18 protein-coding genes are annotated in these 24,673 nt (G+C 74.0%); 14 read left to right on the forward strand and 4 right to left on the reverse strand.

All coding sequences use genetic code 11. The annotated features are described in order from the left end of the window. Nucleotides 1–83: 83 nt before the first annotated feature. Complete coding sequence (locus OHA81_RS20800) at nucleotides 84–2,909, reverse strand: lysylphosphatidylglycerol synthase transmembrane domain-containing protein (RefSeq protein ID WP_329198074.1); 2,826 nt, start codon at nucleotides 2,907–2,909, stop codon at nucleotides 84–86. Nucleotides 2,910–3,028: 119 nt separating this feature from the next. On the opposite strand from OHA81_RS20800, the gene OHA81_RS20805 reads away from it, so the two are divergent. From OHA81_RS20805 to nudC, 5 genes are all read left to right on the forward strand, one after another. After that, nucleotides 3,029–3,376 (forward strand): MGMT family protein, encoded by a 348-nt coding sequence (locus OHA81_RS20805; RefSeq protein WP_329198076.1) that lies wholly within the window; start codon nucleotides 3,029–3,031, stop codon nucleotides 3,374–3,376. Between the two features lie 261 nt (nucleotides 3,377–3,637). Continuing rightward, complete coding sequence (locus OHA81_RS20810) at nucleotides 3,638–7,186, forward strand: UvrD-helicase domain-containing protein (protein ID WP_329202432.1); 3,549 nt, start codon at nucleotides 3,638–3,640, stop codon at nucleotides 7,184–7,186. Between the two features lie 47 nt (nucleotides 7,187–7,233). Beyond that, the gene (locus tag OHA81_RS20815) at nucleotides 7,234–10,971 is read left to right on the forward strand and encodes a UvrD-helicase domain-containing protein (protein WP_329198078.1); all 3,738 of its coding nucleotides are present in this window, start codon (nucleotides 7,234–7,236) and stop codon (nucleotides 10,969–10,971) included. 10 nt (nucleotides 10,972–10,981) lie between these two features. Then, on the forward strand, nucleotides 10,982–12,385 hold the full coding sequence (locus tag OHA81_RS20820; RefSeq protein WP_329198080.1) for a dipeptidase: 1,404 nt from the start codon (nucleotides 10,982–10,984) through the stop codon (nucleotides 12,383–12,385). 78 nt (nucleotides 12,386–12,463) lie between these two features. Continuing rightward, nucleotides 12,464–13,411 carry an NAD(+) diphosphatase gene (nudC, locus tag OHA81_RS20825; RefSeq protein WP_329198081.1) on the forward strand — a complete coding sequence of 316 codons (948 nt, stop codon included), beginning with the start codon at nucleotides 12,464–12,466 and terminating at the stop codon, nucleotides 13,409–13,411. 64 nt (nucleotides 13,412–13,475) lie between these two features. Here nudC and OHA81_RS20830 read toward each other — a convergent pair whose 3' ends face one another. Continuing rightward, nucleotides 13,476–13,736 carry a mycoredoxin gene (locus tag OHA81_RS20830; protein WP_329198083.1) on the reverse strand — a complete coding sequence of 87 codons (261 nt, stop codon included), beginning with the start codon at nucleotides 13,734–13,736 and terminating at the stop codon, nucleotides 13,476–13,478. A 283-nt stretch (nucleotides 13,737–14,019) separates the two neighbouring features. Here OHA81_RS20830 and OHA81_RS20835 point away from each other — a divergent pair, with 283 nt between their 5' ends. The 5 genes from OHA81_RS20835 to OHA81_RS20855 all read left to right on the forward strand — a co-directional run bounded on the left by OHA81_RS20835 (nucleotide 14,020) and on the right by OHA81_RS20855 (nucleotide 17,896). Then, nucleotides 14,020–16,185 (forward strand): ATP-dependent DNA helicase UvrD2, encoded by a 2,166-nt coding sequence (locus OHA81_RS20835; protein WP_329198084.1) that lies wholly within the window; start codon nucleotides 14,020–14,022, stop codon nucleotides 16,183–16,185. 177 nt (nucleotides 16,186–16,362) lie between these two features. After that, on the forward strand, nucleotides 16,363–16,704 hold the full coding sequence (locus OHA81_RS20840; RefSeq protein ID WP_329198085.1) for a hypothetical protein: 342 nt from the start codon (nucleotides 16,363–16,365) through the stop codon (nucleotides 16,702–16,704). Between the two features lie 184 nt (nucleotides 16,705–16,888). After that, the gene (locus tag OHA81_RS20845) at nucleotides 16,889–17,260 is read left to right on the forward strand and encodes a WhiB family transcriptional regulator (RefSeq protein ID WP_053676354.1); all 372 of its coding nucleotides are present in this window, start codon (nucleotides 16,889–16,891) and stop codon (nucleotides 17,258–17,260) included. Continuing rightward, on the forward strand, nucleotides 17,257–17,589 hold the full coding sequence (locus OHA81_RS20850) for a hypothetical protein (protein ID WP_329198087.1): 333 nt from the start codon (nucleotides 17,257–17,259) through the stop codon (nucleotides 17,587–17,589). Before OHA81_RS20845 ends, OHA81_RS20850 begins: the two co-directional genes overlap by 4 nt. Nucleotides 17,590–17,689: 100 nt before the next feature. Beyond that, nucleotides 17,690–17,896, forward strand: coding sequence for a hypothetical protein (locus OHA81_RS20855; protein WP_329198090.1), 207 nt, complete (start codon nucleotides 17,690–17,692; stop codon nucleotides 17,894–17,896). Between the two features lie 25 nt (nucleotides 17,897–17,921). On the opposite strand, the gene OHA81_RS20860 is transcribed toward OHA81_RS20855, so the two are convergent. Next, complete coding sequence (locus OHA81_RS20860; RefSeq protein ID WP_329198092.1) at nucleotides 17,922–19,262, reverse strand: ABC1 kinase family protein; 1,341 nt, start codon at nucleotides 19,260–19,262, stop codon at nucleotides 17,922–17,924. Nucleotides 19,263–19,365: 103 nt separating this feature from the next. Then, a complete protein-coding gene (locus tag OHA81_RS20865; RefSeq protein WP_329198094.1) occupies nucleotides 19,366–20,508 on the reverse strand; it encodes a ThiF family adenylyltransferase in 1,143 nt (380 codons plus the stop codon). A gap of 221 nt (nucleotides 20,509–20,729) precedes the next feature. On the opposite strand from OHA81_RS20865, the gene OHA81_RS20870 reads away from it, so the two are divergent. The 4 genes from OHA81_RS20870 (at nucleotide 20,730) to OHA81_RS20885 (ending at nucleotide 24,639) form a co-directional block, all read left to right on the forward strand. Further along, nucleotides 20,730–21,287, forward strand: a complete 558-nt coding sequence (locus OHA81_RS20870) for a M48 metallopeptidase family protein (RefSeq protein ID WP_329198096.1) — start codon at nucleotides 20,730–20,732, stop codon at nucleotides 21,285–21,287. Nucleotides 21,288–21,452: 165 nt separating this feature from the next. After that, nucleotides 21,453–23,156 carry a TerD family protein gene (locus OHA81_RS20875; RefSeq protein WP_329198098.1) on the forward strand — a complete coding sequence of 568 codons (1,704 nt, stop codon included), beginning with the start codon at nucleotides 21,453–21,455 and terminating at the stop codon, nucleotides 23,154–23,156. Between the two features lie 29 nt (nucleotides 23,157–23,185). Then, nucleotides 23,186–23,866, forward strand: a complete 681-nt coding sequence (locus OHA81_RS20880; protein ID WP_329202435.1) for an AIM24 family protein — start codon at nucleotides 23,186–23,188, stop codon at nucleotides 23,864–23,866. A 17-nt stretch (nucleotides 23,867–23,883) separates the two neighbouring features. Further along, nucleotides 23,884–24,639, forward strand: a complete 756-nt coding sequence (locus OHA81_RS20885; protein WP_329198100.1) for an AIM24 family protein — start codon at nucleotides 23,884–23,886, stop codon at nucleotides 24,637–24,639. The last annotated feature ends 34 nt before the right edge of the window (nucleotides 24,640–24,673 follow it).

Here is a 24,673-nt window from a genome sequence, read left to right on the forward strand (position 1 = left end):
GGTCCCGGCCCCGCGCCGGGGCCGGTGGCCCCGGCGCGGGGGGGGGGGGGGGGGGGGGGGGGGGATGCGTAGAAAGTGCGGAGCTAGATGGCTTCCTTGCGGGTCAGGAAGTTGAACGACAGCCAGCCCGGGAGGACCGGGAGCCAGAAGGTCATCAGGCGGAACAGCAGCACCGCCGAGATGGCGACCTCCTTCTCCAGTCCCGCCGCGATCAGGCCCAGCGTCAGGGTCGTCTCCACCGCGCCGATACCGCCCGGCGTCGGCGCCGCCGAACCCAGCGCGTTGCCCGCGAGGAAGACCACCGCGATGCTCGCGTAGCTGATGGCCTGCCCGCCGCCGAACGCGCGGATCGACGCGTCCAGGCACATCACGAAGCACGCCGTCAGCAGCAGCATCCCGCCGATGCCCGTCATCAGCTTCTGCGGCCGCTGGAGCACGTCCAGCATCCGCGGCACCACGCCCGCGAACAGCGCCCGTACCCGTGTCACGACGAACTTCCGCAGGAGCGGCACCGCCGTCACCACCAGCACCAGTACCGCCACCGTCAGCAGACCCGCGATGACCGTCCTGGACGGGGTCATCTCCGGGGTCTTCTCCGTCCCCGTCAGGTAGCCGAAGGACAGCAGCAGCAGGATGTGGCTGGCCAGCCCGAACAGCTGTGAGGCGCCCACGCTCGCCACCGCCAGGCCCGGCCGGACCCCGGCCCGCTGGAGGAACCGGGTGTTCAGCGCGACACCGCCCACCGCCGCCGGGGCCACCAGCTTCACGAACGACCCGGCCACCTGCGCCACCACCGTGCGCGGGAACGACACCCGCTCCGGTACGAACCCCAGCAGGCTCATCGCCGCCGCGAAGTAGCTGAGCGCCGAGAACGCCAGTGCCGCGCCCACCCAGCCCCACCGGGCCTGCCCGATGATGGTCCCGAAGTCCACGTGGGCCAGCTGCGTGAGCAGGAAGTACGCCCCGAACGCCCCCGCGATGAACGAGACCAGCGTGCGCGGCCGGATCCGCTCCAGCCGGGCCGGCTCCACCGGCGCCTGCGGGCGGATCAGCAGCACCTGCCGGCGGATCTGGCTCAGCAGGTCCTCCTCGCGGGCCCCGTCGAGCGCGTCGTCCAGCGCCCGCTTCTCCGCCTTCCGGTCGGCTGCCGGGCTCGCGGCGGAGTCCGCCTCGCGCGCCGCCTTCGCCGCCCGCGAGGACTCCAGTACCGCCTCCCGCTCCCGGTCGGCCCGCTCCCGCGCCAGCCTGCGCAGCGTCGCCCGGGTGGAGCGGCTCAGCGCGATCGGCTGGAGCAGCGGCAGGCAGTCCGCCACCGCGTCCGGGCCGAGCACCGACACCGCCGAGGCGACCGACCGCTCCGCGCCCACCCGCAGGCCGAGCGTGGTCAGCAGCTGTGCGATGTCCATCCGCAGGACCAGGTCGCCGGCCGCGATCTCGCCGCCCCGCAGGTCGGTGAGGATGACATTGCCGGAACGATCCACCACCAGCGCGTCCCCGGTGAGCCGCCGGTGCGCGATCCGCCGCGACTGCAGCGCCCGCACCTGCTCCCACGCGTTGCGCGTCAGCTCGTCGGTGATCTCCTCGTCGTGGAGGGAGTCCAGCGTCCGGCCGCCCAGGTGCTCGTACACGAGCATCACGGCGTCCGGCCCGAGTTCGGAGGTCGCGATCAGCTTCGGCGCGTTGGCGCCGGCCGCGATGGCGGCGTACGCGAGGAGGGCCTCCTGCTCCAGGGCCTGGCGCAGCGACTGCAGGCTGCGCCGGGTCGTGATGCCGCGCAGGGTGAGCCGGCGCCAGACCCGGTAGAAGAAGCCCTGCGCCTGCTGCTCCCGGTCGACGACGGTGACGTCCAGCGGCGGCCCGTCCTCCAGCGTCACGTGGTACCGGCGGCCCCGGTCGCTGACCTCGGAGGCCTCGGCGCCGTCCGGCGCCTCGGCGCGCATCGCGCTGACCGGCTGGAAGCCGACCCGGCGGAGCCCAGCCAGCAGGTTCTGCCCGGTGGGGCGGACGTTCGGGGAGCCGACCGCGTACAGCGTCCCGTACGCCACGCTCCAGCCGATCAGCACCGTCAGGATGATCGAGAAGGGCGTCGTGTAGCCGCTGACCAGCATCGCGAAGGCGTCGAGCAGCAGGACCACCCACAGCGCGACCCGCCAGCGCGGTCGCCGGGTCATCCCGACGGCGGTCATGTACGCGATGACGGGGGCGAGGTAGCCGTGCACCGGGTCGGTGAGGGTGCCGCCGACGCCGGTGGCGCGGGTGAGGGCGTCCTGGATCGTCCCCGGCGCGGCCTGGGAGACCCAGAGGTCGGTGGCGAGGGTGACGCCGTGCGCGAGGACCGCGGCCAGTACGCCGTCGGCGATGCGCAGGCCGTCGCGCTTGATCAGCCGTTCGATGGCGAAGGCGACGGGCACGAGCAGAACGGCGATGCTCGACACCAGACCGGCGACCTTGATCAGTACGTCGGGCGCCTGGCCGGTGCCGTTGGAGATGTCCTGTTCGAGGCCGGCGGTGGTGCCGTGGGCGAAGGCGGAGATGCCGAGGACGATGGCGATGCCGAGGATGCCGACCAGCAGGCGGACGAGGTCGGAGGGCCGGTGGACGCGGGCGGCGAGGAGCGGCTCGTCGACCTCCACCCGGTCGGCGTCCGTCGGGGTGTGGCCGTGCGGGCGCTCGGGGCTGTCGAGGCCGTCGTCGTCACCGTCGTCCCGGGCAGCGGGGATGTCGTCGGGCCGGCCGTGACCGCCGTCGGGGCCGCCGTCGCCACCTTTGCCGACGGGCTCCGGGCCCGGCTCCCGGCGGTCGTCGCGGGGCGTGTCTGGGCGTGCGCCGTCGTTCGACGTCGCGCCGTCCGGAGGGCTCACACCCTGCTCCTTCGCCGTCACTTCCGTCTCTTCTTGATCACGTATCACCAGTCACCGCCCGGAAGATGGTGGCACGGACCGGCGTGCGTGCGGGGCAGCAGGGTGCGCGCCGGTGCGGAAGGAAACCTTCCACGGCCCTGTCGGTGGAGTGCGGCACCATGGTCCGGATGAGCGCAGAACTGCCCGAGTACGCGGAGCGGGTGCTGGAGGTGGCCGAGCGGATTCCGCCCGGCCGGGTGATGACGTACGGGGACGTCGCGGAGTGGCTCGGCGTGGGCGGACCACGCCAAGTCGGCCGCGTCATGGCCCTGTACGGCGGCGCCGTGCCCTGGTGGCGCGTGGTGCGCGCGGACGGCCGGCCGCTGCCGGGCAGCGAGCACCGGGCCCTGGAGCACTACCGGGCCGAGGGCACACCGCTGCGCGAGGGCGCCGGCGGCGAGCCGCGGCTGGTGATGCGGCGGGCGCGCTGGGACGGCCGGGACGGACGTGACGGAGGCGACGAGGCTCACATCTGACAGCTTCGGCCATTCGTGGCCCGGGCGGGAGGTCGAAGGCTCGTACGGAGGACGGCACGAGGGGTCGGCGGCGCGCCCTGCGTACCGCGCCGGTGCCCGCGGGACGACTGCGGCGGGCGGTGCCGGTGGCGTAGCGTTGCCTCTTCGGCCGTCCCGCCCGGCGCCGCCGCGAGCGACGCCCCGGACGCACCGCCCGGCGCATCCGCGCCAGCCGAACCACCCGTACCGCCCGCAGACCCACCAGGACCGGCACCCCACGTGATCACCTCCCCCTCCGACCGCTCTGAGCGGCGCACGCGTGCCTCCGACGCGTACCGCCTGGTGCGCACCGGGCCGGAACGGGTGGCTCCCCCTGTCCTGGACGCAGCGCAACGCGCGGTGGTTGAGCACACCCGGGGACCTCTGCTGGTGCTGGCCGGGCCGGGCACCGGCAAGACCACCACGCTGATCGAGGCGGCGGCCGCCCGGGTCGAGGCGGGGACCGACCCGGCCCGCATCCTGATCCTGACCTTCAGCCGCAAGGCGGCCGTCGAGCTGCGCGACCGGGCCGCCCTGCGGCTCGGCGGCGCCCGCGCCCCGCAGGCCACCACCTTCCACTCCTTCTGCTACGGCCTGGTCCGCGCCCACCAGGACACCGACCTGTTCGCCGACCCCCTGCGGCTGCTGTCCGGGCCGGAGCAGGACGTGATGGTCCGCACCCTGCTGGAGGGCCAGCGCCGGATCCGCTCCATCCGCTGGCCGGACGACCTGCGGGCCGCGCTGACCACCCGGGGGTTCGCGGACGAGGTCCGGGCCGTCCTGGCCCGCGCGCGGGAGCTGGGCCTGGGACCGGACGCCCTGTCGGACTTCGCCGACCGCATCGGCCGCCCCGACTGGAAGGCGGCCGCCGCGTTCCTCTCCGAGTACCTCGACGTCCTGGACCTCCAAGGCGCCCTGGACTACGCGGAGCTCCTGCACCGCGCCGTGCTCCTCGCGGAGCGCACGCCGGCACTGGCCTGCGCGTACGACGTGATCTACGTCGACGAGTACCAGGACACGGACGCCTCGCAGCTGCGGCTGCTGCGCGCGCTGAACGGGCCGGGCGGCACGCTGGTCGCCTTCGGCGACCCGGACCAGTCGATCTACGCGTTCCGGGGCGCCGACATCAACAACATCCTCGACTTCGAGGGCTCCTTCCCGGGGGCGGAGGTACGGGCCCTGACGGTCGGCCGCCGCTCGGGCTCCGCCCTGCTGGCCGCCACCCGCCTGCTCACCACCCGCATGCCGGTGCCGCGCCTGCCGTCGGCCGCCGTCCGGGCGCACCGGGCGCTGCAGCCCGTACGGGAGGGGGGCCGGGTGGAGGTGTACACGTACCCGACGGCCGGCGCCGAGCTCGACAACATCGCCGACATCCTGCGGCGGGCCCACCTGGAGGACGGCGTGCCGTGGCGGGACATGGCCGTCCTGGTCCGCGCGGGCGGCCGCACGCTCCCGGCGATGCGCCGCGCGCTGATCTCGGCGGGGGTCCCGGCGGAGACGGACGGCTCGGACACCCCCCTCCGCCACGAGCCGGCCGTCGCCCCCCTCCTGACCGCCCTCCGCCTCACCGCGACGGCCGCCGCCTCGGCCGCCCCCGCGGCGCTGCCCGGCCAGGGCGAGGAGCCCGTCAGCACCCCGGCCGCCGGCTCCGTCGGTACCCCGGCCGCCGATTCCGGTGGGCCGGCGGCCGGCGTCCCGGCCCCGGCGGACTCCGGCGGCCACCCCCTTGCCGCCGTCCCGGCGCAGCCGGTCGCGGCTCCGGCCGGCCCGGGGGCGGGCTCGACCGTGGCCTGCGGTGCCGACGACGCCGACGCGGCCGGCCGCAGCGCCTTGGCCGAGCCGGCCGGTCCCACCGCCGGGCCGGGCGAGGGCCCCGCCCCGTCCGGCGACGCCGCCGATCCGGAGGCGGCCGGCGCGGGGTGGGTCGGTGTCGAGGCGGCCGTGGCGTTGCTGGGGTCGCCGCTCGGGGGGATGGACGCGGCCGACCTGCGCCGGCTCGGGCGGGCGCTGCGGGACGAGGAGCGGGCCGCCGGGGTCGCCGTGCCCGCGCCCTCCGACGTGCTGCTCGCGCGCGCCCTCGCCGAGCCCGAGCGGCTCGTCGCCCACGACCCCGCCTACGCCCGCGGAGCGCAACGCCTCGGCCTGCTCCTGCGCAAGGCCCGCGAACTCCTCGAAGGCGGCGGCACCGCCGAAGAGGCCCTCTGGCTCCTCTGGGACGGCACCCCCTGGCCCCAGCGCCTCGAACGCAGCGCCCGCCGCGGCGGCGCCGCAGGCCGCAACGCCGACCGCGACCTCGACGCCGTCTGCGCCCTCTTCGACACCGCCGCCCGCGCGGAGGAACGCACCGGCGGCCGCGGCGCCCTCAACTTCCTCGAACAGCTCGAAGCCGAGGACATCGCCGCCGACACCCTCACCCGCAAGGCCCACCGCCGCGACGCCGTCCGGCTGATGACCGCCCACCGCTCCAAGGGCCTCGAATGGGGCCTCGTGGTCGTCGCCGGCGTCCAGGAAGGGCTCTGGCCCGACCTCCGCCGCCGCGGCTCCCTCCTGGAGGCCGACCGCATCGGCCGCGACGGCCTCGCCGACCCGCTCACCCCCGGCGCGCTCCTCGCCGAGGAGCGCCGGCTCTTCTACGTCGCCACCACCCGCGCCCGCCACCGCCTCGTCGTCACCGCCGTCAAGGCCCCCGCCGAGGACGGCGACCAGCCCTCCCGTTTCCTCACCGAACTCGGCGTACCGGTCAAGGACGTCACCGGCCGCCCCCGCCGCCCCCTCTCCGTCCCCGCGCTCGTCGCGGAACTCCGCGCCACCACCGTCGACCCCGAGGCCTCCGAGGCGATGCGCGACGCCGCCGCCCGGCGCCTCGCCCGCCTCGCCGCCCTCACCGACGACGAGGGCCGCCCCCTGGTCCCCGCCGCGCACCCGCAGCGCTGGTGGGGCCTGTACGAACCCACCCGCAGCAGCGTCCCGCTGCGCGACCGCGACCGGCCCGTCGCCCTGTCCGGCAGCGCCCTGGACCAGCTCGCCAACACCTGCTCCCTCCAGTGGTTCCTCGGCCGCGAGGTCAAGGCCGACGCCCCCTCCACCGCCGCCCAGGGCTTCGGCAACGTCGTCCACGTCCTCGCCGACGAAGTCGCCTCCGGCCGGACCCCCGCCGACCTCGCCGTCCTGATGGAACGCCTCGACTCCGTCTGGGACGCCCTCGCCTTCGACGCCCCCTGGAAGTCCCGCCAGGAGAAGGACAACGCCCGCGCCGCCCTCGAACGCTTCCTGCGCTGGCACGCCACCGACCGGGGCGGCAGGGCGGCCGTGGCCACCGAGCACGACTTCGACGTCACGCTCGAAGCGGGCGACTTCGCCGTTCGCATCCGGGGTTCCATGGACCGGGTCGAATCCGACCCCCAGGGGCGTGCGTACGTCGTCGACTTCAAGACCGGCAAGGCCGCGCCCACCAAGGACGAGGTCGCGCGGCACCCCCAGCTCGCCGTCTACCAGCTCGCGGTCCGAGGGGGTGCCGTCGACGAGGTCTTCGACGGCCGACGCCCCGAACCCGGCGGCGCCGAGCTCGTGCAGCTGCGCCAGGGCGCCGCCAAGCGCGACGGCGGCGACGAGGTGCCGAAGGTCCAGGCGCAGCCGCCGCCGGACGGCGAGTGGGCCACCGACCTGCTCGCCACCGCCGCCGGCCGGGTGCTGGACGAGCGCTTCACGCCCACTACCGGCCAGCACTGCGACCACTGCTCCTTCCGCAGCGCGTGCAGCGCCCGCCCGGAGGGCCGTCACACCGTGGAATGACGGTCCGGGCGGCGGGGGCTGTCAGTGCGGGCGGCTAGCCTTTCGGGGTGTCCGCGCGTCCGTCCGGCCCACCGGCCCTCACCGATCCCGAGCAGCTCAAGGAGCTCCTCGGGATCCCCTTCACGCCGGAACAGCTGGCCTGTGCGACCGCCCCGGCCGCCCCCCAGGTCATCGTCGCCGGAGCCGGCTCCGGCAAGACCACCGTCATGGCCGCGCGCGTGGTGTGGCTGGTCGGCACCGGCGCGGTCGCCCCCGAACAGGTCCTCGGCCTGACCTTCACCAACAAGGCCGCCGGCGAGCTCGCGGAGCGCGTGCGCAAGGCCCTCGCCGGCGCCGGCATCAGCGACCCGGACCCTTCCCCGGACCCGTCCTCGGGCTCCGCCCCGGCCGAGGGCGGCGCGGCCGCCGGCGAGCCCCGCATCTCCACCTACCACTCCTTCGCCGGACAGCTCCTCAAGGACCACGGCCTGCGCATCGGCCTGGAACCCAGCTCCCGGCTGCTCGCGGACGCCACCCGCTTCCAGCTCGCCGCCCGCGTGCTGCGCGAGGCCCCCGGCCCGTACCCGTCGCTGACGAAATCCCTGCCCGACCTGGTCAGCGACCTGCTCGCGCTCGACGCCGAGCTGTCCGAGCACCTGGTCGGCCCCGAGGAACTGCGTACGTACGACACCCGGCTCCTGGACGAACTCGCCGGCACCAGACTCACCAACGACGACCTGCGCAAGGTCCCCGAGGCGGTGCGCGGCCGGCTCGAACTGCTGGAGCTGACCGAGCGCTACCGCGAAGCCAAACGCTCCCGGGACCTGTACGACTTCAGCGACCAGATGGCCCTCTCCGCGCGGCTCGCCACCACCCGGCCCGAGGTGGGGGCGCTGCTGCGCGAGGAGTTCCGGGTCGTCCTGCTCGACGAGTACCAGGACACCTCCGTCGCGCAGCGGCTGCTGCTGTCCGCACTGTTCGGCGCCGGCACGGGGCACGCCGTGACCGCCGTCGGCGACCCCTGCCAGGCGATCTACGGCTGGCGCGGCGCCTCCGTCGCCAACCTCGACGACTTCCCCGAGCACTTCCCGAACGCGGACGGCAGCCCCGCCACCCGGTACTCCCTCAGCGAGAACCGGCGCAGCGGCGGACGGCTGCTCGACCTGGCCAACGGCCTCGCCGCGCCCCTGCGCGCCATGCACGAGGGCGTCGAGGCGCTGCGGCCCGCGCCGGGGGAGGAGCGGGCCGGCTCGGTCCGCTGCGCCCTGCTGCCCACGCACGCGGAGGAACTGGAGTGGCTCGGCGACTCCGTCGCGCACCTGGTCCGTACCGGGACGGCGCCGGGCGAGATCGCGGTGCTGTGCCGCTCGGCCGGGGACTTCGCGCGGATCCAGGCGGTACTGGTGGCCCGCGAGGTGCCGGTCGAGGTGGTCGGGCTGTCCGGCCTGCTGCACCTGCCCGAGGTCGCGGACCTGGTCGCGGTGTGCGAGGTGCTCCAGGACCCGGGGGCCAACGCCCCGCTGGTGCGCCTGCTGACCGGCCCGCGCTGGCGGATCGGCGCCCGCGACCTGGCGCTGCTGGGGCGGCGGGCGCGGCAGCTGGTCGGCCGCGCGCCCGGTGCGGTGGATCCCGACGAGCGCCTCGCGGCGGCCGTCGAGGGCGTGGACCCGGTGGAGGTCATCTCGCTCGCGGACGCGCTGGAGACGTTCCTGGACTCCGCCGGGGCCGTCCCGGGCGAGGACCTGCCGTTCTCCGCGGAGGCCCGGGTCCGCTTCGCGTACCTCGCGCAGGAGCTGCGCGACCTGCGGCGTTCGCTCGCCGACCCGCTGATGGACGTACTGCACCGGGTGCTGGCGGTGACCGGGCTGGAGGTGGAGCTGTCCGCCTCCCCGCACGCGCTGGCCGCCCGGCGGCGCGAGACGCTGTCCGGGTTCCTGGACGTCGCGGCCGGGTTCGCCTCGCTGGACGGAGAGGCGTCGCTGCTGGCGTTCCTCGCCTTCCTGCGCACGGCCGCGCAGTACGAGAAGGGCCTGGACCACGCCCTGCCGGGCGGGGAGAACACGGTCAAGGTGCTGACGGCCCACAAGTCCAAGGGGCTGGAGTGGGACGTGGTGGTCGTACCGGGCCTGTGCGCGGGGGCGTTCCCGAAGGAGAAGCCGCCGGAGGCCTGGACCTCGTACGCGAAGGTCCTGCCGTACGCGCTGCGCGGCGACGCCGCGACCCTGCCGGCGGATCCGGCGTGGACCTCGGCGGGCCTCAAGTCGTTCAAGGCCGGGCTGAAAGAGCACAAGGCGGTGGAGGAACTCCGCCTGGGGTACGTGACGTTCACGCGGCCGCGCTCGCTCCTGCTGGCCTCCGGGCACTGGTGGGGCCCGACGCAGAAGAAGCCGCGGGGGCCGTCGGCCTTCCTGGAGGCCCTGTACGCGCACTGCGAGGCGGGCCACGGGGAGATCGAGGCCTGGGCGGACGAGCCGGAGCGCGACGCGGAGAACCCGGCCCTGACGGCCGCCGCGAGCGCGGACCACGCCTGGCCGCTCCCGTTGGACCCGGCCTCGCTGGCGCGTCGCCGCCGCGCGGCGGCCCTGGTGGAGTCCCACCTCTCGACCGCCCACCTCTGGCCCCCGCACTGCGAGGAGCCGTCCTACGACGACCCCCCGTGGCCGGACCCGGACCTGGACCTGGAGCCTGGCCTGGACCTGGACCCGGACCTGGACCCGGACCGGGACCCCGTTCCGGACCCGGACCCGGAGCCGGGCCCGGGCCAGGACCCCGACCCGGGCGCCGCCGCCCCCGAGCTCCCGCGCCCCCGGACCGCCCTGCCCGGCCCCCGGACCGCCCCCGCCGAGGACCTCTGGGAGGCCGAGGCCTGGGCCACCGCGCCCGCGGACGACCTGTGGCCGCAGGCCCCTCCGGCGGGGCCCTCGCCCCGTGCCGCACACGGCGAAGCGCCACGGCCCGGCTCCGCCGTACCCGCCGACGGCCCCGGGCCCTGGGCCGGCCCCCGCGCGCCCGGCGAGGATCCGTGGCCGGAGGCCCCCGCCCGGGCCCAGGGCCCCGGCGGGGGCGGCGCGCAAGCGCCGGGAGCCGAAGAGGCGCGGACCGTGGCCTCCTGGGACCGGGATCTCGACGCGCTCGAAGGCGAGCTCCGCCGTGCCCGTACGGCGGTGCGCGACGTCGAGCTGCCGGCCTCCCTCTCCGCCAGCCAGCTGCTGCGCCTCGCCGCCGACGAGGAGGGCTTCGCCCGCGAGCTCGCCCGCCCCATGCCCAAGCCGCCCCAGCCCGCCGCGCGCCAGGGCACCCGCTTCCACGCCTGGGTCGAGTCCCGCTTCGACGAGCTCCCGCTGCCCCTCCTCGACGTCCTCGACCCCGCCACCGAGCTCCCCGGCGCCGCCTCCGACCAGGACATCGCCGACGAGGCCGACCTCGCCTCCCTCAAGGCCGCCTTCGAGCGCAGCGAGTTCGCCGACCGCACCCCGCACCGGATGGAGGCCCCGGTCCAGCTCACCCTCGCCGGCCGCGTCGTCCGCGGCCGGATCGACGCGGTCTACAAGAACCCCGACGGCTCGTACGAGATCGTCGACTGGAAGACCGGCCGGACCACCGAGGCCGACCCCCTCCAGCTCGCCGTCTACCGCCTGGCCTGGGCCGAGGCCACCCGGACCCCGCTCGACCGGGTCTCCGCCGCGTTCCTCCACGTCCGCAGCGGGCGCGTGATCCGTCCCCGCGACCTGCCCGACAGGGCCCGTCTTGAGCGGATCCTCCAAGGCACATCGGGCACGGACGGCGCCCCCCAGGCGGACGGTTAGGCTCGTAGGCATGAGCGAAAACCCGGCGGACAGCGTCGTCCGCACGTACATCGACACCCACCGCGCCGCCTTCCTGGCCGACCTCGCGGAGTGGCTGCGCATCCCGTCCGTCTCGGCCCAGCCCGAGCACGCGGGCGATGTACGGGCCAGTGCCGAATGGCTCGCCGCCAAGCTCAAGGAGACCGGCTTCCCGGTCGCCGAGGTCCTGGAAACCCCGGGCGCCCCCGCCGTTTTCGCACAGTGGCCGAGCGCCGACCCGGACGCCCCCACCGTCCTCGTCTACGGGCACCACGACGTGCAGCCCGCCGCCCGCGAGGACGGCTGGCACACCGACCCGTTCGAGCCGGTCGTCAAGGACGGCCGGATGTACGGGCGCGGCGCGGCCGACGACAAGGGCCAGGTGTTCTTCCACACCCTCGGGGTGCGCGCACACCTCGCCGCCACCGGCGCCGACGCCCCCGCCGTGCACCTCAAGCTCCTCATCGAGGGCGAGGAGGAGTCCGGCTCCGTCAACTTCCGGGCCCTGGTCGAGCGCGAGGCCGCCCGCCTCGCCGCCGATGTCGTGATCGTCTCCGACACCGGCATGTGGTCGGAGACCACCCCCACCGTCTGCACCGGCATGCGCGGCGTCGCGGACTGCGAGATCGACTTCCACGGACCCGACCAGGACATCCACTCCGGCGCCTTCGGCGGGGCCGTGCCCAACCCGGCCACCGCCGCCGCCCGCCTCGTCGCCGCGCTGCACGACGCGGACGGCCGGGTCACCATCCCCGGCTTCTACGACGGCATCGCCGAGCTCAGCGACGCCGAACGCCGGCTGATCGCCGAGCTGCCCTTCGACGAGGCGCAGTGGCTGCGCACCGCCAAGTCGCACGTGGCCGCCGGCGAGAAGGGCTACTCGACGCTGGAGCGCGTCTGGGCCCGCCCGACCGCCGAGGTCAACGGCATCGGCGGCGGCTACCAGGGGCCCGGCGGCAAGACCATCGTGCCCGCCTCCGCCCACGTGAAGCTTTCGTTCCGCCTGGTGTCGGGGCAGGACCCGTACGAGGTCGAGGCCGCCGTCCGGGACTGGGTCGCGGCCCGGGTCCCCGAGGGGATCCGGCACTCCATCGTCTTCGGCGCCCCGACGCGGCCGTGCCTGACCCCGCTGGACCACCCCGCCCTGCAGTCCGTCGTACGGGCCATGGGCCGCGCCTTCGGTCAGCCGGTCCTGTTCACGCGCGAGGGCGGCTCCGGCCCCGCCGCCGACCTCCAGGACGTCCTGGACGCCCCGGTCCTCTTCCTCGGCATCTCCGTCCCGTCGGACGGCTGGCACTCGCCGAACGAGAAGGTCGAGCTGGACCTGCTCTTCAAGGGCGTGGAGACGGCCGCCTACCTCTGGGGGGACCTCGCCGCCCACGGGAAGCCCGCCTGAGGGACCGGACCACACGAAGCCACCCGCCTGCCCACACCCGCGCCGCCTGCCTAGCCCGCCTGTCCACCACCGGGGGAGTTGGAAGTACCTGTGAGCACCCGTACCGAGCGCCCGCTCTCGCTCGCCGCGCCCAGCGGCATCGACCGCGCCGCGCACCACCGCCTCGACGAGGCCTGGCTCGCCGCCGCCTGGAGCCACCCGACGACCCGCGTCTTCGTCGTCTCCGGCGGCCAGGTCCTGATCGACGACACCCCCGACGGCGGCACGGGCATCGTGATGACCCCCGCCTTCGAGGCCCCCGTCACCCAGACCCACCGTTACTTCCTGGGCACCGACGAGGACGGCGTACGGTACTTCGCGCTGCAGAAGGACTCCCTGCCGGGCCGCATGGACCAGTCGGCGCGCGCGGCCGGGCTGCGGGAGGCGGGGCTGCTGCTGTCGCCGCGCGACGCCGGGCTGATGGTGCACGCGGTGGCGCTGGAGAACTGGCAGCGGATGCACCGTTTCTGCTCCCGCTGCGGCGAGCGCACCGTCGTGGCGGCGGCCGGGCACATCCGGCGCTGCCCGGGCTGCGGCGCCGAGCACTACCCGCGCACCGACCCGGCGGTGATCATGCTGGTCACCGACGAGCAGGACCGCGCGCTGCTGGGCCGCCAGGTGCACTGGCCGGAGGGCCGTTTCTCGACGCTGGCCGGGTTCGTGGAGCCGGGCGAGTCCATCGAGCAGTCGGTGATCCGCGAGGTGTGGGAGGAGGCGGGCGTCAAGGTGGGCGAGGTCGAGTACGTCGCCAGCCAGCCCTGGCCGTTCCCGTACAGCCTGATGCTCGGGTTCACGGCGCGCGCCGTCACCTCGGAGATCACGGTGGACGGCGAGGAGATCCAGGAGGCCCGCTGGTTCTCCCGCGAGGACCTGCGCGGGGCGATCGAGTCGGGTGAGGTGCTCCCGCCGTCGGGGATCTCCATCGCGGCCCGGCTGGTCGAGCTCTGGTACGGCGAGCCGCTGCCGCGGCCCGCGGCCCGGCCGTAACGTTCGTCACAGCGGAAGGCCCCCGCCGCGGCGGGGGCCTTCCTGCGTGCGGTGCGCGGTCCGGTCAGACGGCGAGGGCCTGCTTGACCTGGGCCAGGCTCGGGTTCGTCATGACGGACTCGTTGCCCGTGGCGGACTTCACGAGCACGGTCGGAACGGTCTGGTTGCCACCGTTCGCCTGCTCCACGAAGGCCGCGGACGCCGGGTCGAGCTCGATGTTGATCTCGTCGTACGCGATGCCTTCCCGGTCCAGCTGGGTCTTCAGCCGGCGGCAGTAGCCGCACCAGGTCGTGCTGTACATCGTGACGGAACCCGTGTCCTGCATGCTGCGCTCTCCTTCGTGGGGCTCGGTGGTCCGAGTACTCGAACGTACGCGACCGCCCCGCCATTCCCGGACGAGCGCCCCGCCCGCCCCGGCCGCTGCGCCCGCCCCGGCCGCTGCGCCCGCTGCGGACGGAGCCGGGGCGAAGCCGGGGTGGAGGCGCAGGTGGGGCCGTGGGCGGGACCGCGGGCGGGGCGGCGGGTAGGGCTTCGGATAAGTACGACGGATACCGGCGGCCTGTGGACAACGTTCCCGCCCGGCACACCGGACCTGGCAGCATGGCGGGGTGACATCAGCAACGCACTCCTCATCCTTCCCGTCCGGCGCCGACTCGGCCGACGCGGTGCTCCAGGGCCTCGACCCGGAGCAGCGCGAGGTCGCGACGACCCTGCGCGGGCCGGTGTGCGTGCTCGCCGGAGCCGGTACGGGCAAGACCCGCGCCATCACCCACCGCATCGCCTACGGTGTCGCCTCGGGGCAGCTCATGCCCGCCAGCGTGCTGGCCGTCACCTTCACCAACCGCGCGGCCGGCGAGATGCGCGGCCGGCTGCGCACCCTGGGCGCGGGCGGGGTACAGGCCCGGACCTTCCATGCCGCCGCCCTGCGCCAGCTCCAGTACTTCTGGCCCCGGGCCATCGGCGGGGAGGTGCCCCGGCTGCTGGAGCGCAAGATCCAGTTCGTGGCCGAGGCGGGGTCGCGCTGCCGCATCCGCCTCGACCGGGGCGAGCTGCGCGACGTCACCGGCGAGATCGAGTGGGCCAAGGTCACCCAGACCGTCCCCGCCGACTACCCGGCGGCCGCCCTCAAGGCGGGCCGCGAGGCGCCCCGGGACATGGCGGAGATCGCCCAGATCTACGGCACCTACGAGCAGCTCAAGCGCGACCGGAACATGATCGACTTCGAGGACGTGCTGCTCCTCACCGTCGGCATCCTCCAGGACCGCCACGACATCGCCGCGCAGATCCGCGCCCAGTACCAGCACTTCGTGGTGGACGAGTACCAGGACGTCAGCCCGCTCCAGCAGCGCCTGCTGGACCTGTGGCTCGGCGACCGCGACAGCCTCTGCGTCGTCGGCGACGCCAGCCAGACCATCTACTCCTTCACCGGCGCCACCCCCGACCACCTGCTGAACTTCCGCGCCAAGTACCCGCAGGCCACCCTGGTCAAGCTGATCCGCGACTACCGCTCGACCCCCCAGGTGGTCCACCTCGCCAACGGCCTGCTGAACCAGGCCAAGGGCCGGGCCGCCGAACACCGGCTGGAGCTGGTCTCCCAGCGCGAGCCCGGCCCCGACCCGGTCTACGCCGAGTACCCCGACGAGCCCGCCGAGGCCGAGGGCGTCGCCGCCCGCATCCGTGACCTGATCGCCGCCGGGGTCCCGGCCGGCGAGATCGCGGTCCTCTACCGCATCAACGCCCAGTCCGAGGTCTACGAGCAGGCCCTCGCCGACGCCGGGGTGCCCTACCAGCTGCGCGGCGCCGAACGCTTCTTCGAGCGGGCCGAGGTCCAGAAGGCGATCCTCGCGCTGCGCGGCGCCGCCCGCTCCGGTGGCAACGACCCGCTGCTCGAAGACGTCGTGGAGCTGGGCTCCCAGGTCCGTGCGGTGCTCAGCTCCACCGGCTGGACCAGCGAGCCGCCCGCCGGCTCCGGAGCCGTCCGCGACCAGTGGGAATCGGTGGCCGCGCTGGTCCGTCTCGCCGAGGACTTCGCCCGCAGCCGCCCCGGCGCCACCCTGGCCGAGCTCACCGTCGAGCTGGAGGAACGCAAGGCCGCCCAGCACGCGCCGACCGTGCAGGGCGTCACCCTCGCCTCGCTGCACGCCGCGAAGGGCCTGGAGTGGGACGCGGTGTTCCTCGTGGGCCTCACCGACGGCATGATGCCGATCACCTACGCCAAGACCGATGAGCAGGTCGAGGAGGAACGCCGGCTGCTGTACGTCGGCGTCACCCGGGCGCGGCTGCACCTGACGCTCTCCTGGGGCCTGTCCCGCGCGCCCGGCGGGCGGGCCTCCCGGCGCCCCAGCCGGTTCCTGAACGGCCTGCGGCCCGGCTCGCCGGCCCCCGGAGCCAAGGCGGGCGCCGCGGGCGAGCGGGCGGCCCGCAAACGCGGCCGCCGCGGCCCGGTGCTGTGCCGGGTCTGCGGCAAGACCCTCACCGAGGCGGGCGAGCTCAAACTGATGCGCTGCGAGGACTGCCCGTCCGACATGGACGAGGGCCTGTACGAGCGGCTGCGGGAGTGGCGTGCGGCCCAGGCGAAGGAGCAGGGCCTGCCGGCCTACTGCGTCTTCACCGACAAGACGCTGATGGCGATCGCGGAGGCCGGGCCGTCCGAGGAGGGCGAGCTCTCGATGATCTCCGGAGTGGGCGGCCGCAAGCTCGAGCGGTACGGAGCCGACGTGCTGGCCATCTGCGCAGGCCAGGAGCCGGAGGGCGAGGATTCTGACGACGCGTAGAAACTCGTCGGAAAAATAGTTTGCACATGCCCAGCGGATCCCCATAGGTTCTTAGCAACGGAAACGGTGGCTTCTCCGAAGCCCCTGATCCGTGCTGTACTTGGCTGTACTTATCCGAATACGCATGGGACAGGCCCTCGGGCCGGGTCCCCGAGACGCCGAGAGGAGGCGAGACCAGTGACCAGCTTCATGACCTTCACCAAAATGACCGATCGCTCGGTCGCCGCTTCCTGCACGCTCGGCTCCTCCTCGCTCCTCCCGATCCTCGCGACCGGTCCGTCCCGGATTTCCGCGGACAGCCCTGTCCTGACGGCCGCGCCCTGCGCGCTGCTCGTCAGCGACCGGAATGAGCGACCGACCCAGGCACCGGTGGCAGTACAGGCTGCGGAAGCCCAGGCGCATGGCGCCTATGGCTTCGCGGCCGCAGCCGGTGCCGGATCCAAGACGACGCAGACGAAGCAGCAGCACCACCTGATGTGGGCCTTCCGTGGGCTCGAACCCTGGAGTGATCCAGTCTGATCTCAAGATCAGGCCGGCGCCTTCAGGGCCGCGGAACCCCACCCGGGATCCGCGGCCCTTCTGTTTGTCCCCGAACGGGGACGACAGAGCGAAGGGGCCTCGGGACTGGCAAGAACAGGTACCAGCCGACCCCGGCCGAACCCGGCCGGAACGACTAGTCAACAAAGACGAGGAAGAAACCACCGTGCAACTCGAAGCGCACGCCCCGTCCGTACCGCAGACCCAAACGATCTCCCCGCCCGCAGTCCCGGAGGACTCCACCTTGACTCCCCTCACCGCGCTGACCGCGCTCGACGACGCCATCGAGAACCTCGGCGTACCCGTCCCCTGCCGCACCTTCGACCCCGAGGTCTTCTTCGCCGAGTCCCCGGCCGACGTCGAGTACGCCAAGTCCCTCTGCGGCACCTGCCCGCTGGTCGAGGCCTGCCTCGCCGGGGCGAAGGAGCGCCGCGAGCCCTGGGGTGTCTGGGGCGGAGAGCTCTTCGTCCAGGGCGTGGTCGTCGCCCGGAAGCGGCCCCGTGGCCGTCCGCGCAAGAACCCGGTTGTCGCGGCATGACCGCCATCGGAACCATCGACCGCCCCCTGACGCACGACCCCTTGAAGCAGGCCCCCATGTCCCCCTTCGCCACCACGAGCGAGCAGCCGCACGGCTCCGCCACCGCAGACTTCATCACCGCCGGCGCGATCACCTCGCGTCAGAACAGGACCCGCGAAATGCAACTCATCCCAGAAGCCATGGCTCGTGCCCATATGGACGACCGCATGCGTGAGGCCGACGCCGAGCGTCACGCCCTGCGCCTGGTCTCCGCCCGGCGCATGCAGCGTCGAGCCGAGCGCGTCTCCATGCGCGCCCGGCGCGCGCTGGCCATGGCCGTCATGCACTGACAGCCCCACAGGCACCCCCGGGGGGACCGGTCCGCACGGACCGGTCCCCCCGGGGCGTTGCGGACGCGCCCCGGCCGCCCTACGGGGATATCGTCGGGAGGTGGACCAGCCGACTCCCCGCCCCACCCAGCCGGGGCCCAAGGCCCAGCCCGTCGTGTGTGCGCGCTGCGGCACCCTGTCCCCCGACGGCGCCCCGCCCACCTGGACCTGCTCGGTGGAGAACGGGACCCGTCAGTACTTCTGCGTCGCCTGCGCGCGCGCCAACCTCAGGGCGATCGAGGGCCGCCTCGACTCCTCCTGGTGGTGACCCCGCCCAGCCGGCCCCGCCCCGGCTAGCCCTGGCCCTGGCCCTCGGGGAGGAACCCGGGGAGCCAGGAATCCAGTTCGTCGCGCAGGCGCACCGTCGCGCCGAGCTGGCACAGCACGCCGATGGTGCTCAGCGTCACCCGGTGGATCAGCAGGTACGAGGGCGGCAGGTTGATCTGCCGGCCCAACTGGTGGGCGGGGGAGCGGGGATCGGCGATCCGGGCAGCCTGGCCGCGCAGCCACGGGCGGGTGAAGGTGAACTCCTCCGCCTCCGCGGGCTCGATGATCGGCTTGAGGTAGTCCAGCACCTCGGCCGGGTCGAGCTCTATGGACTTCTTCACGAAGCCCTCCGCGCACAGGTGCCCGTACACTCCCTGGGCGTCACCGTCCAGCGTCATCCGCAGCGACCGGCCGATGGGCTCGGGCCAGCCTCCCGGCAGCCGGTCGACCGTGCCGAAGTCCAGCACCCCCAGCCGGGCCGTGCCGTCGGGGGCCTTGATCAGCCGGAAGTTCCCCGGGTGCGGATCGGCGTGCAGGAGTCCGGTGCGCGCGGGCCCCGAGAAGAGGAACCGGGCCAGCAACTGCCCCGCACGGTCGCGCTCCTCCTGGGTGCCGTCGGCTATCACCTCCGACAGCGGGGTCCCTTCCATCCACTCGCTCACCAGGACCTGCTCACCCTGGTGCACGACGGCCGGTACCAGCACGTCCTCGTCGCCCTCGAACGCCTCGGCGTGCGTCCGCTGTGCCTCGGCCTCCAGCTCGTAGTCCAGCTCCTCCGCCACCCGGTCACGCAGTTCGGTGATCAGCGGCTTGATGTCCATGCCCGGGACCAGCGGCCCCAGCAGCCCGGCGAACCGGCCCAGCTGCTTGAGGTCGGAGAGCAGCGCCTCCCCGGCCCCCGGGTACTGGACCTTGACCGCCACCTGCCGGCCGTCGTGCCACACCGCCCGGTGCACCTGCCCGATCGAAGCCGCCGCGGCCGGCTTGTCGTCGAACTCCTCGAACAGCTCCCGCCAGTCCTCACCCAGCCGCTCCGCCAGCACCTGGTGCACCGTCGCCACGGGCAGCGGCGGGGCCGCCTCCTGGAGTTTGGTCAGCGCCGCCCGGTACGGTCCGGCGACCTCCTCGGGCAGGGCCGACTCGAAGACCGACAGCGCCTGCCCGAACTTCATGGCGCCGCCTTTCAGTTCCCCGAGGGTGCGGAACAGCTGGTCGGCGGTGCGCTGTTGCAGCTCGCGGGCGACGATCTCCGCGGACTTGCCGCCGATCAGCTTGCCCAGGCCCCACGTGGCCCGGCCGGCCATGCCCAACGGCAACGCGGCCAGCTTGACGGTGCGGGTGACCGCCTTCCGGGGAAGATCAGACATGCGCCCCTCCAGTTCCCAGACAGCTGCGCCGCCAGCGGCGGTTCGGGGGGTGTCCCCTCTGGCCCTCGGTCAACGCATCCTGTCATGGCCCTCTGTACGCGAGTCAGCCCGATCCTGCCTCCCGCCCGTCCAGTACCGCTGGACCACTCCCGGTGCCGCCGGGGCCCACCGCCCCGGCCGCGCAAGGGCAGTCCGGATGGGGAAGGACCTCGCAGCGCTCCCAGTGCAAGCCCGGCAGGGTCACCTCCCAGCGGGCGGCCGTCGAAGCGGGCAGCCGGCCGTCGAGGAACGACAGGGCGTGCGCGGCGGCGAGACCGGCCACCGCCGTGGCCAGGCCCAGGTCGCAGGCGGCGACGGCCCTGCGACGGTGCGCCGACCGCCACTGGACCAGCATCCGCGGCCAGGCCGGATCCCGCCCGATGCGCTCCCGCTCCATGCACCCCGCGCAGGCCGAGGCCCCCGGCAGCACCAGCGGTCCGACCACCCCCGTGCCCTCCAGCACCCCCGCGTACAGGTGCGGGATGCCGGCCGCGACCCAGTCGGCGGCCGCTTCGGGATCGGGGGCCCACGCCTGGAGCCCGTCCCGGGGCGCGACCACCACCAGGGCCAGCCCCGGTTCGGGCCCGCCGCCCTCCCCGGACCGTGGTGCCCTCCCGGGCGCCGCCTCCCGGACCACCGCCGCCGCGGCTTCGGCCCGCAGCCGCCCCACGCTGGCCGGACCCAGCCCGCCCGGCGCCACATCACCCGGCTGCACCCGCCCCCCGTCGAGCACCTCGACCCGCCCCACCCCGGCTCCCGCCAGGACGGCGGCGATCACCCCGCCCACCCGGCCGCTCCCGCGCACCTGTACCCGTATCGCCCGCCGGGCAGCGACCGCCCGTAACTCCCCGCCGGGCTCCCGGTGTACCAGGGACAGCGACGCCAGATCCGGCCCGAGCCGCTCCAGCGTCTCCGGCCGCTTGCGGACCGCCTGCGCCCGGGGCCCGCCCGCGGTGGCGTCATCGAGCAGCCCGGCCCCCGCCAGGCGCCGGACCAGTTCGTCCGCCTGGCCCCGCGGCAGTCCGATCCTCCCGGCCTCCTCCCGCAGCAGCTCCATGCCCCGCGTCCCGTCGATCCGGTCGATCAGCGATGCGGTCGCCGTGTCCACCGGGCCCAGCGCCACGGCGTGGGCGGGAGTCACCCCGCATTGCACGGTGAGCAGATCCCGCCAGGCCCGCGCCAGCGCCGGCTTCACCTTCGGATACATGACAGTCCCCCCGCTTCCCGTCCGGTTCTTCCTCCGCGACCCCTTCGCGTCTTCCGCCACAGTGCCCGTCCCTCGAAACGCGTGCGGAAACTTGTCCACAGGCGAGGGGTATTAGGCATATGAGATACAGAAAGAGGACTTACCGGGCGCCCGGCGAATCGATCTTGTTCGAACCCCGGACGGACGGTACGGCCGCCCCGACGAGCGGGTACCGTCGATGCGTGTCAGCCGACCCTTCGCAGCGCGCCGTCGAAGTACGCCGGAGCGCGCGCCGCCGCAGGACCGTGTCCGCCTACCGCGAAGGCGAGCGGACGGTCGTCCTCATCCCCGCCCGCATGTCCGAGGCGGAGGAGAAGCGCTGGGTGGGCGTGATGCTCGACAAACTCGCCGCCCAGGAGAGCAAGCGCACCCTCGGCGACACGGAACTCACCGCACGTGCCGAGCATTTGTCCGAGCAGTACTTCGACTCCCGCGCCCGCCCCCGCTCGGTGCGCTGGGTCACCAACCAGAACACCCGCTGGGGCTCCTGCACCCCCGCCGAGGGCAGCATCCGGCTCTCGCACCGCCTCCAGGGCATGCCCGAGTACGTCGTCGACTACGTACTGCTGCACGAGCTCGCGCACCTCCTGGTACCCGGACACGGCGCCCGTTTCTGGCAGTTGCTGGAGGCGTACCCGAAGACCGAACGCGCCCGCGGATATCTGGAAGGGGTCGTCGCGGCGGAACGCCTCCCCGCCGCCCCGGCCGCCCCCGCGGTCCCCGCCGCCCGCGAGGAATGAGCCCGCCCGAGGATCCCGCCGCGCCCCCTCAGGGGCGGTGCCGGCGCGATGTGTACCGGCTCGGTACCGACTTGGCCGGATGTCCGCCCCAGCCGTTAGCCTGAGCGGCACGCATTCGGGACCGGGTGCACGCATTCACAGTCGGGATGGGGGACGGTCGTACGCATGGCCAGGGAATTCCAACGCGGCCACAAGGCCAAGATCAGTGATCTGACGGCGGGCACCGATCTGTACGTGGGCGTGCAGATCGCCGGTGCGGGCCTCTCCATCGACATCAGCTGCTTCGGCCTCGACGCCGAGGAGCAGCTTTCGGACGACCGGTACTTCGTCTTCTACAACCAGCCGAAGTCGCCCGAGGAGTCCATCCAGCAGCTCGGCGCCCAGGCCGGCGACACCGAGTCCTTCCGGGTGACGCTCGACCGCGTGCCCGCCCACATCCACAGGCTGTCCTTCGCCGCCTCCATCGACGGCGCCGGACAGATGTCTCAGATCGGTCCCGGCTACATCCGGGTCGTGGCGGGCGGCGAGGAAGTCGTCCGGTACTCGTTCACGGGCGCGGAGTTCAGCACCGAGCGCGCGCTGATGATCGGTGACCTCTACCTCAAGGACGTGTGGCGCTTCGCCGCCGTCGGCCAGGGCTTCGACGGCGGACTCGCCGCCCTGCTCGAGAACTTCGGCGGCGAGGTGGCCGAGGACGAACCCCAGCCCGAGGCCCAGTCCGCCCCGCAGCCGCAGCAGCCCCAGGCCGCGGCGCCCGGCTTCGCCCCGCCCCCGCAGGCCCCGGCCCCCGCGTTCGGCGCGCCCCCGCAGGCCCCGGCCCCCGCGTTCGGCGCGCCCGCACTCCAGGCCCCGCCCGCGCCCCCGCAGCCGTCCTTCGGCGCCCCCGTCCCCGCACCCGCCCCGCACCAGCCGGTGCACTCGGCCCCCACCATGGTCGGCCCCCTGGTGCCCGCGCCCCCGACGACCCCCTACGGCCAGCCGCCGCACGCGCCGCAGCCGCCGGGGCCGCCCTCGTACGGCCACGTCCCGAACCAGCAGCCCTCGTACGGCGGCCAGGTGCCCCCGCCCGGCCCCGTCCCCGCGCCGCACGGCCAGCCGGCCCCCTACGGCCGGCAGCCGGGCCACCCCCAGCAGGCCCCGTACGGCCAGCCCGTCCCCTACGGCCAGCAGCCCGGCTACCCCCAGCCGGCCGCCGCGGCAGCCGCCCCGGGACTCACCGCCGCGCTCAGCCGGTACAAGGAGGCCCCCACCGGGGCCCGCTGGACCGCGCAGAACCACCAGCTGATGCGGGTCGACCTCGCCTCGGGCGGCGGCCAGCCCGTCCTCGCCCGGCAGGGCAGCATGGTCCTCTACCAGGGCAAGGTCGATTTCAGCTACAAGGGCGCCGGTTTCGCCGGCCGCATCGTCGGCAATGCCACCGGCCAGGAGATGCAGCTCATGCGCTGCACCGGCCGCGGCCAGGTCTTCCTCGCCGAGAACGGCGCCCACCTGCACGCCATCGAGCTCCAGGGCGACGGCATCTGCGTCTCCGCCGAGAGCGTCCTCGCCTTCGACGAGTCCCTCCAGCACGAGGTCCGCCGGATCGAGGGCCACGGAATCCCGGGCGGCGCCCTGTTCACCATGCTGTTCCAAGGCACCGGCACGGTGGTCGTCAAGACGCACGGCACCCCGGTCGTCCTGCCCGTCACCCCGACCACCTTCGCCGACAGCAACGCCATCGTCGCCTGGTCCGCCGCCTCGCAGGTGATCATTTCCAGCCAGGTCCGGCTGCGCCGCAACGCCTACCCCGGCCACAGCGGGGAGACCGTGAACCTCCAGTTCCGCGGCGCCCCCGGCAACTTCATCGTCGTCCAGCCGTACGAGGTCTGAGGGAGCCCCACATGAATGCCATGAACGCAATGAACCAGCAGCTCGCGGGCTACGCCCCGACCCCCGTCACGGCCCGCATGGAGAACCACGGCCCGGCCATGCTCAAGGTCGCCATGCAAAGCGGCCACGACCTCTTCGCGCGCACCGGCTCGATGGTCGCCTACGAGGGCTTCGTGCAGTACGAGCCCAACCCGCCCGCCGTGCGCCAGATGGCCTCGCAGTGGCTCACCGGCGAAGGCGCCCCGCTGATGAAGTGCACCGGCGACGGCCTGCTCTACCTCGCCGACTACGGCGCGGACGTCGTCGTCATCAACCTCAACAACGACGCCCTCTCCGTGAACGGCACCAACCTGCTGGCCTTCGACGCCCAGCTCCAGTGGGGCGTCGAGCGGGTCAAGGGCATGGCCAAATTCGCCGGTCAGGGCCTGTTCAACGTACAGATCTCCGGCACCGGCTGGGTCGCCATCACCTCGCGCGGCACGCCGGTCGTGGTCGACTGCGGCCGCGGGGAGGACGAGACGTACGTCGACCCGGACGCGCTCGTCGCCTGGTCCCCCAACCTCAAGGTCAAGGGCAAGCGCAGCTTCAAGGCCTCGTCGATGATCGGCCGGGGCAGCGGGGAGGCCTACCAGATGGCCTTCTCAGGGCAGGGCATCGTCGTCGTACAGCCCAGCGAGGACAGCACCGACCGGCTCCGGGCCCGGGGCTGAGGGGGAGCGGACACATCATGCAGAGTTCACTTTTCGCCCACGCCGAGGCGCAGTCCCAGGACCGGTACGCCGTCCAGAACCCGCAGCTGCTGCGGGTCTGCCTGAGCGGCTCCGACGACGTGCTCGCCCGCAAGGGAGCGATGGTCGCCTACCAGGGGATCATCGACTTCGACGGCGAGTACCAGAGCACCACCCAGCGCACGGCCCGCGCCCGCACCGGCGAGGGCCTGGACCTCATGCGCTGCTCGGGGCAGGGCACGGTCTACCTGGCCAACCTCGCCCAGTACGTCCACGTCGTGGACGTCGACCAGGACGGGCTGACCGTGGACAGCAGCTACGTGCTGGCCCTGGACTCCACCCTGCACACCGAAGCCGTCGCGGTGGACAGCCAGTACGGGATCTCGGGCTCGGGCAAGTACCAGCTCAACATCACCGGCCGCGGCAAGGTCGCCCTCATGACCTCCGGACAGCCGCTGATGATGCAGGTCACGCCCGACAAGTACGTCAACGCCGACGCGGATGCCATCGTCGCCTGGTCCACGTCGCTGCGCGTGCAGATGCAGGCCCAGACGCACTCCACCGGTGTCTGGCGGCGGCGCGGCAACACCGGCGAGGGCTGGGAGCTCAGCTTCCTCGGCACCGGCTTCGCGCTGGTGCAGCCCAGCGAGCTGCTGCCGCCGCAGAACGCCCAGCTCGGGCAGGGCCTGGCGGCCCAGTACGGCATGGGCCAGCACGGCGCCCACGCCCAGAACCAGAACAACGCCTGGAACTGATCCGGCCGGACGGCAGGCCATGCGGAAGGGGCGG

Origin of the sequence: Streptomyces sp. NBC_00667 (assembly GCF_036226825.1) — a bacterium.
Classification (GTDB): Bacteria; Actinomycetota; Actinomycetes; order Streptomycetales; family Streptomycetaceae; genus Streptomyces.

Excerpts from the sequence above, each read along its gene's own strand:
- OHA81_RS20805 (WP_329198076.1), top strand. The coding sequence starts at position 3,029 with ATGAGCGCAGAACTGCCCGAGTACGCGGAGCGGGTGCTGGAGGTGGCC.
- OHA81_RS20875 (WP_329198098.1), top strand. The coding sequence starts at position 21,453 with ATGGCCAGGGAATTCCAACGCGGCCACAAGGCCAAGATCAGTGATCTG.
- OHA81_RS20865 (WP_329198094.1), bottom strand. The coding sequence starts at position 20,508 with ATGTATCCGAAGGTGAAGCCGGCGCTGGCGCGGGCCTGGCGGGATCTG.
- OHA81_RS20880 (WP_329202435.1), top strand. The coding sequence starts at position 23,186 with ATGAACCAGCAGCTCGCGGGCTACGCCCCGACCCCCGTCACGGCCCGC.
- OHA81_RS20885 (WP_329198100.1), top strand. The coding sequence starts at position 23,884 with ATGCAGAGTTCACTTTTCGCCCACGCCGAGGCGCAGTCCCAGGACCGG.
- OHA81_RS20850 (WP_329198087.1), top strand. The coding sequence starts at position 17,257 with ATGACCGCCATCGGAACCATCGACCGCCCCCTGACGCACGACCCCTTG.
- OHA81_RS20820 (WP_329198080.1), top strand. The coding sequence starts at position 10,982 with ATGAGCGAAAACCCGGCGGACAGCGTCGTCCGCACGTACATCGACACC.
- OHA81_RS20860 (WP_329198092.1), bottom strand. The coding sequence starts at position 19,262 with ATGTCTGATCTTCCCCGGAAGGCGGTCACCCGCACCGTCAAGCTGGCC.
- OHA81_RS20830 (WP_329198083.1), bottom strand. The coding sequence starts at position 13,736 with ATGCAGGACACGGGTTCCGTCACGATGTACAGCACGACCTGGTGCGGC.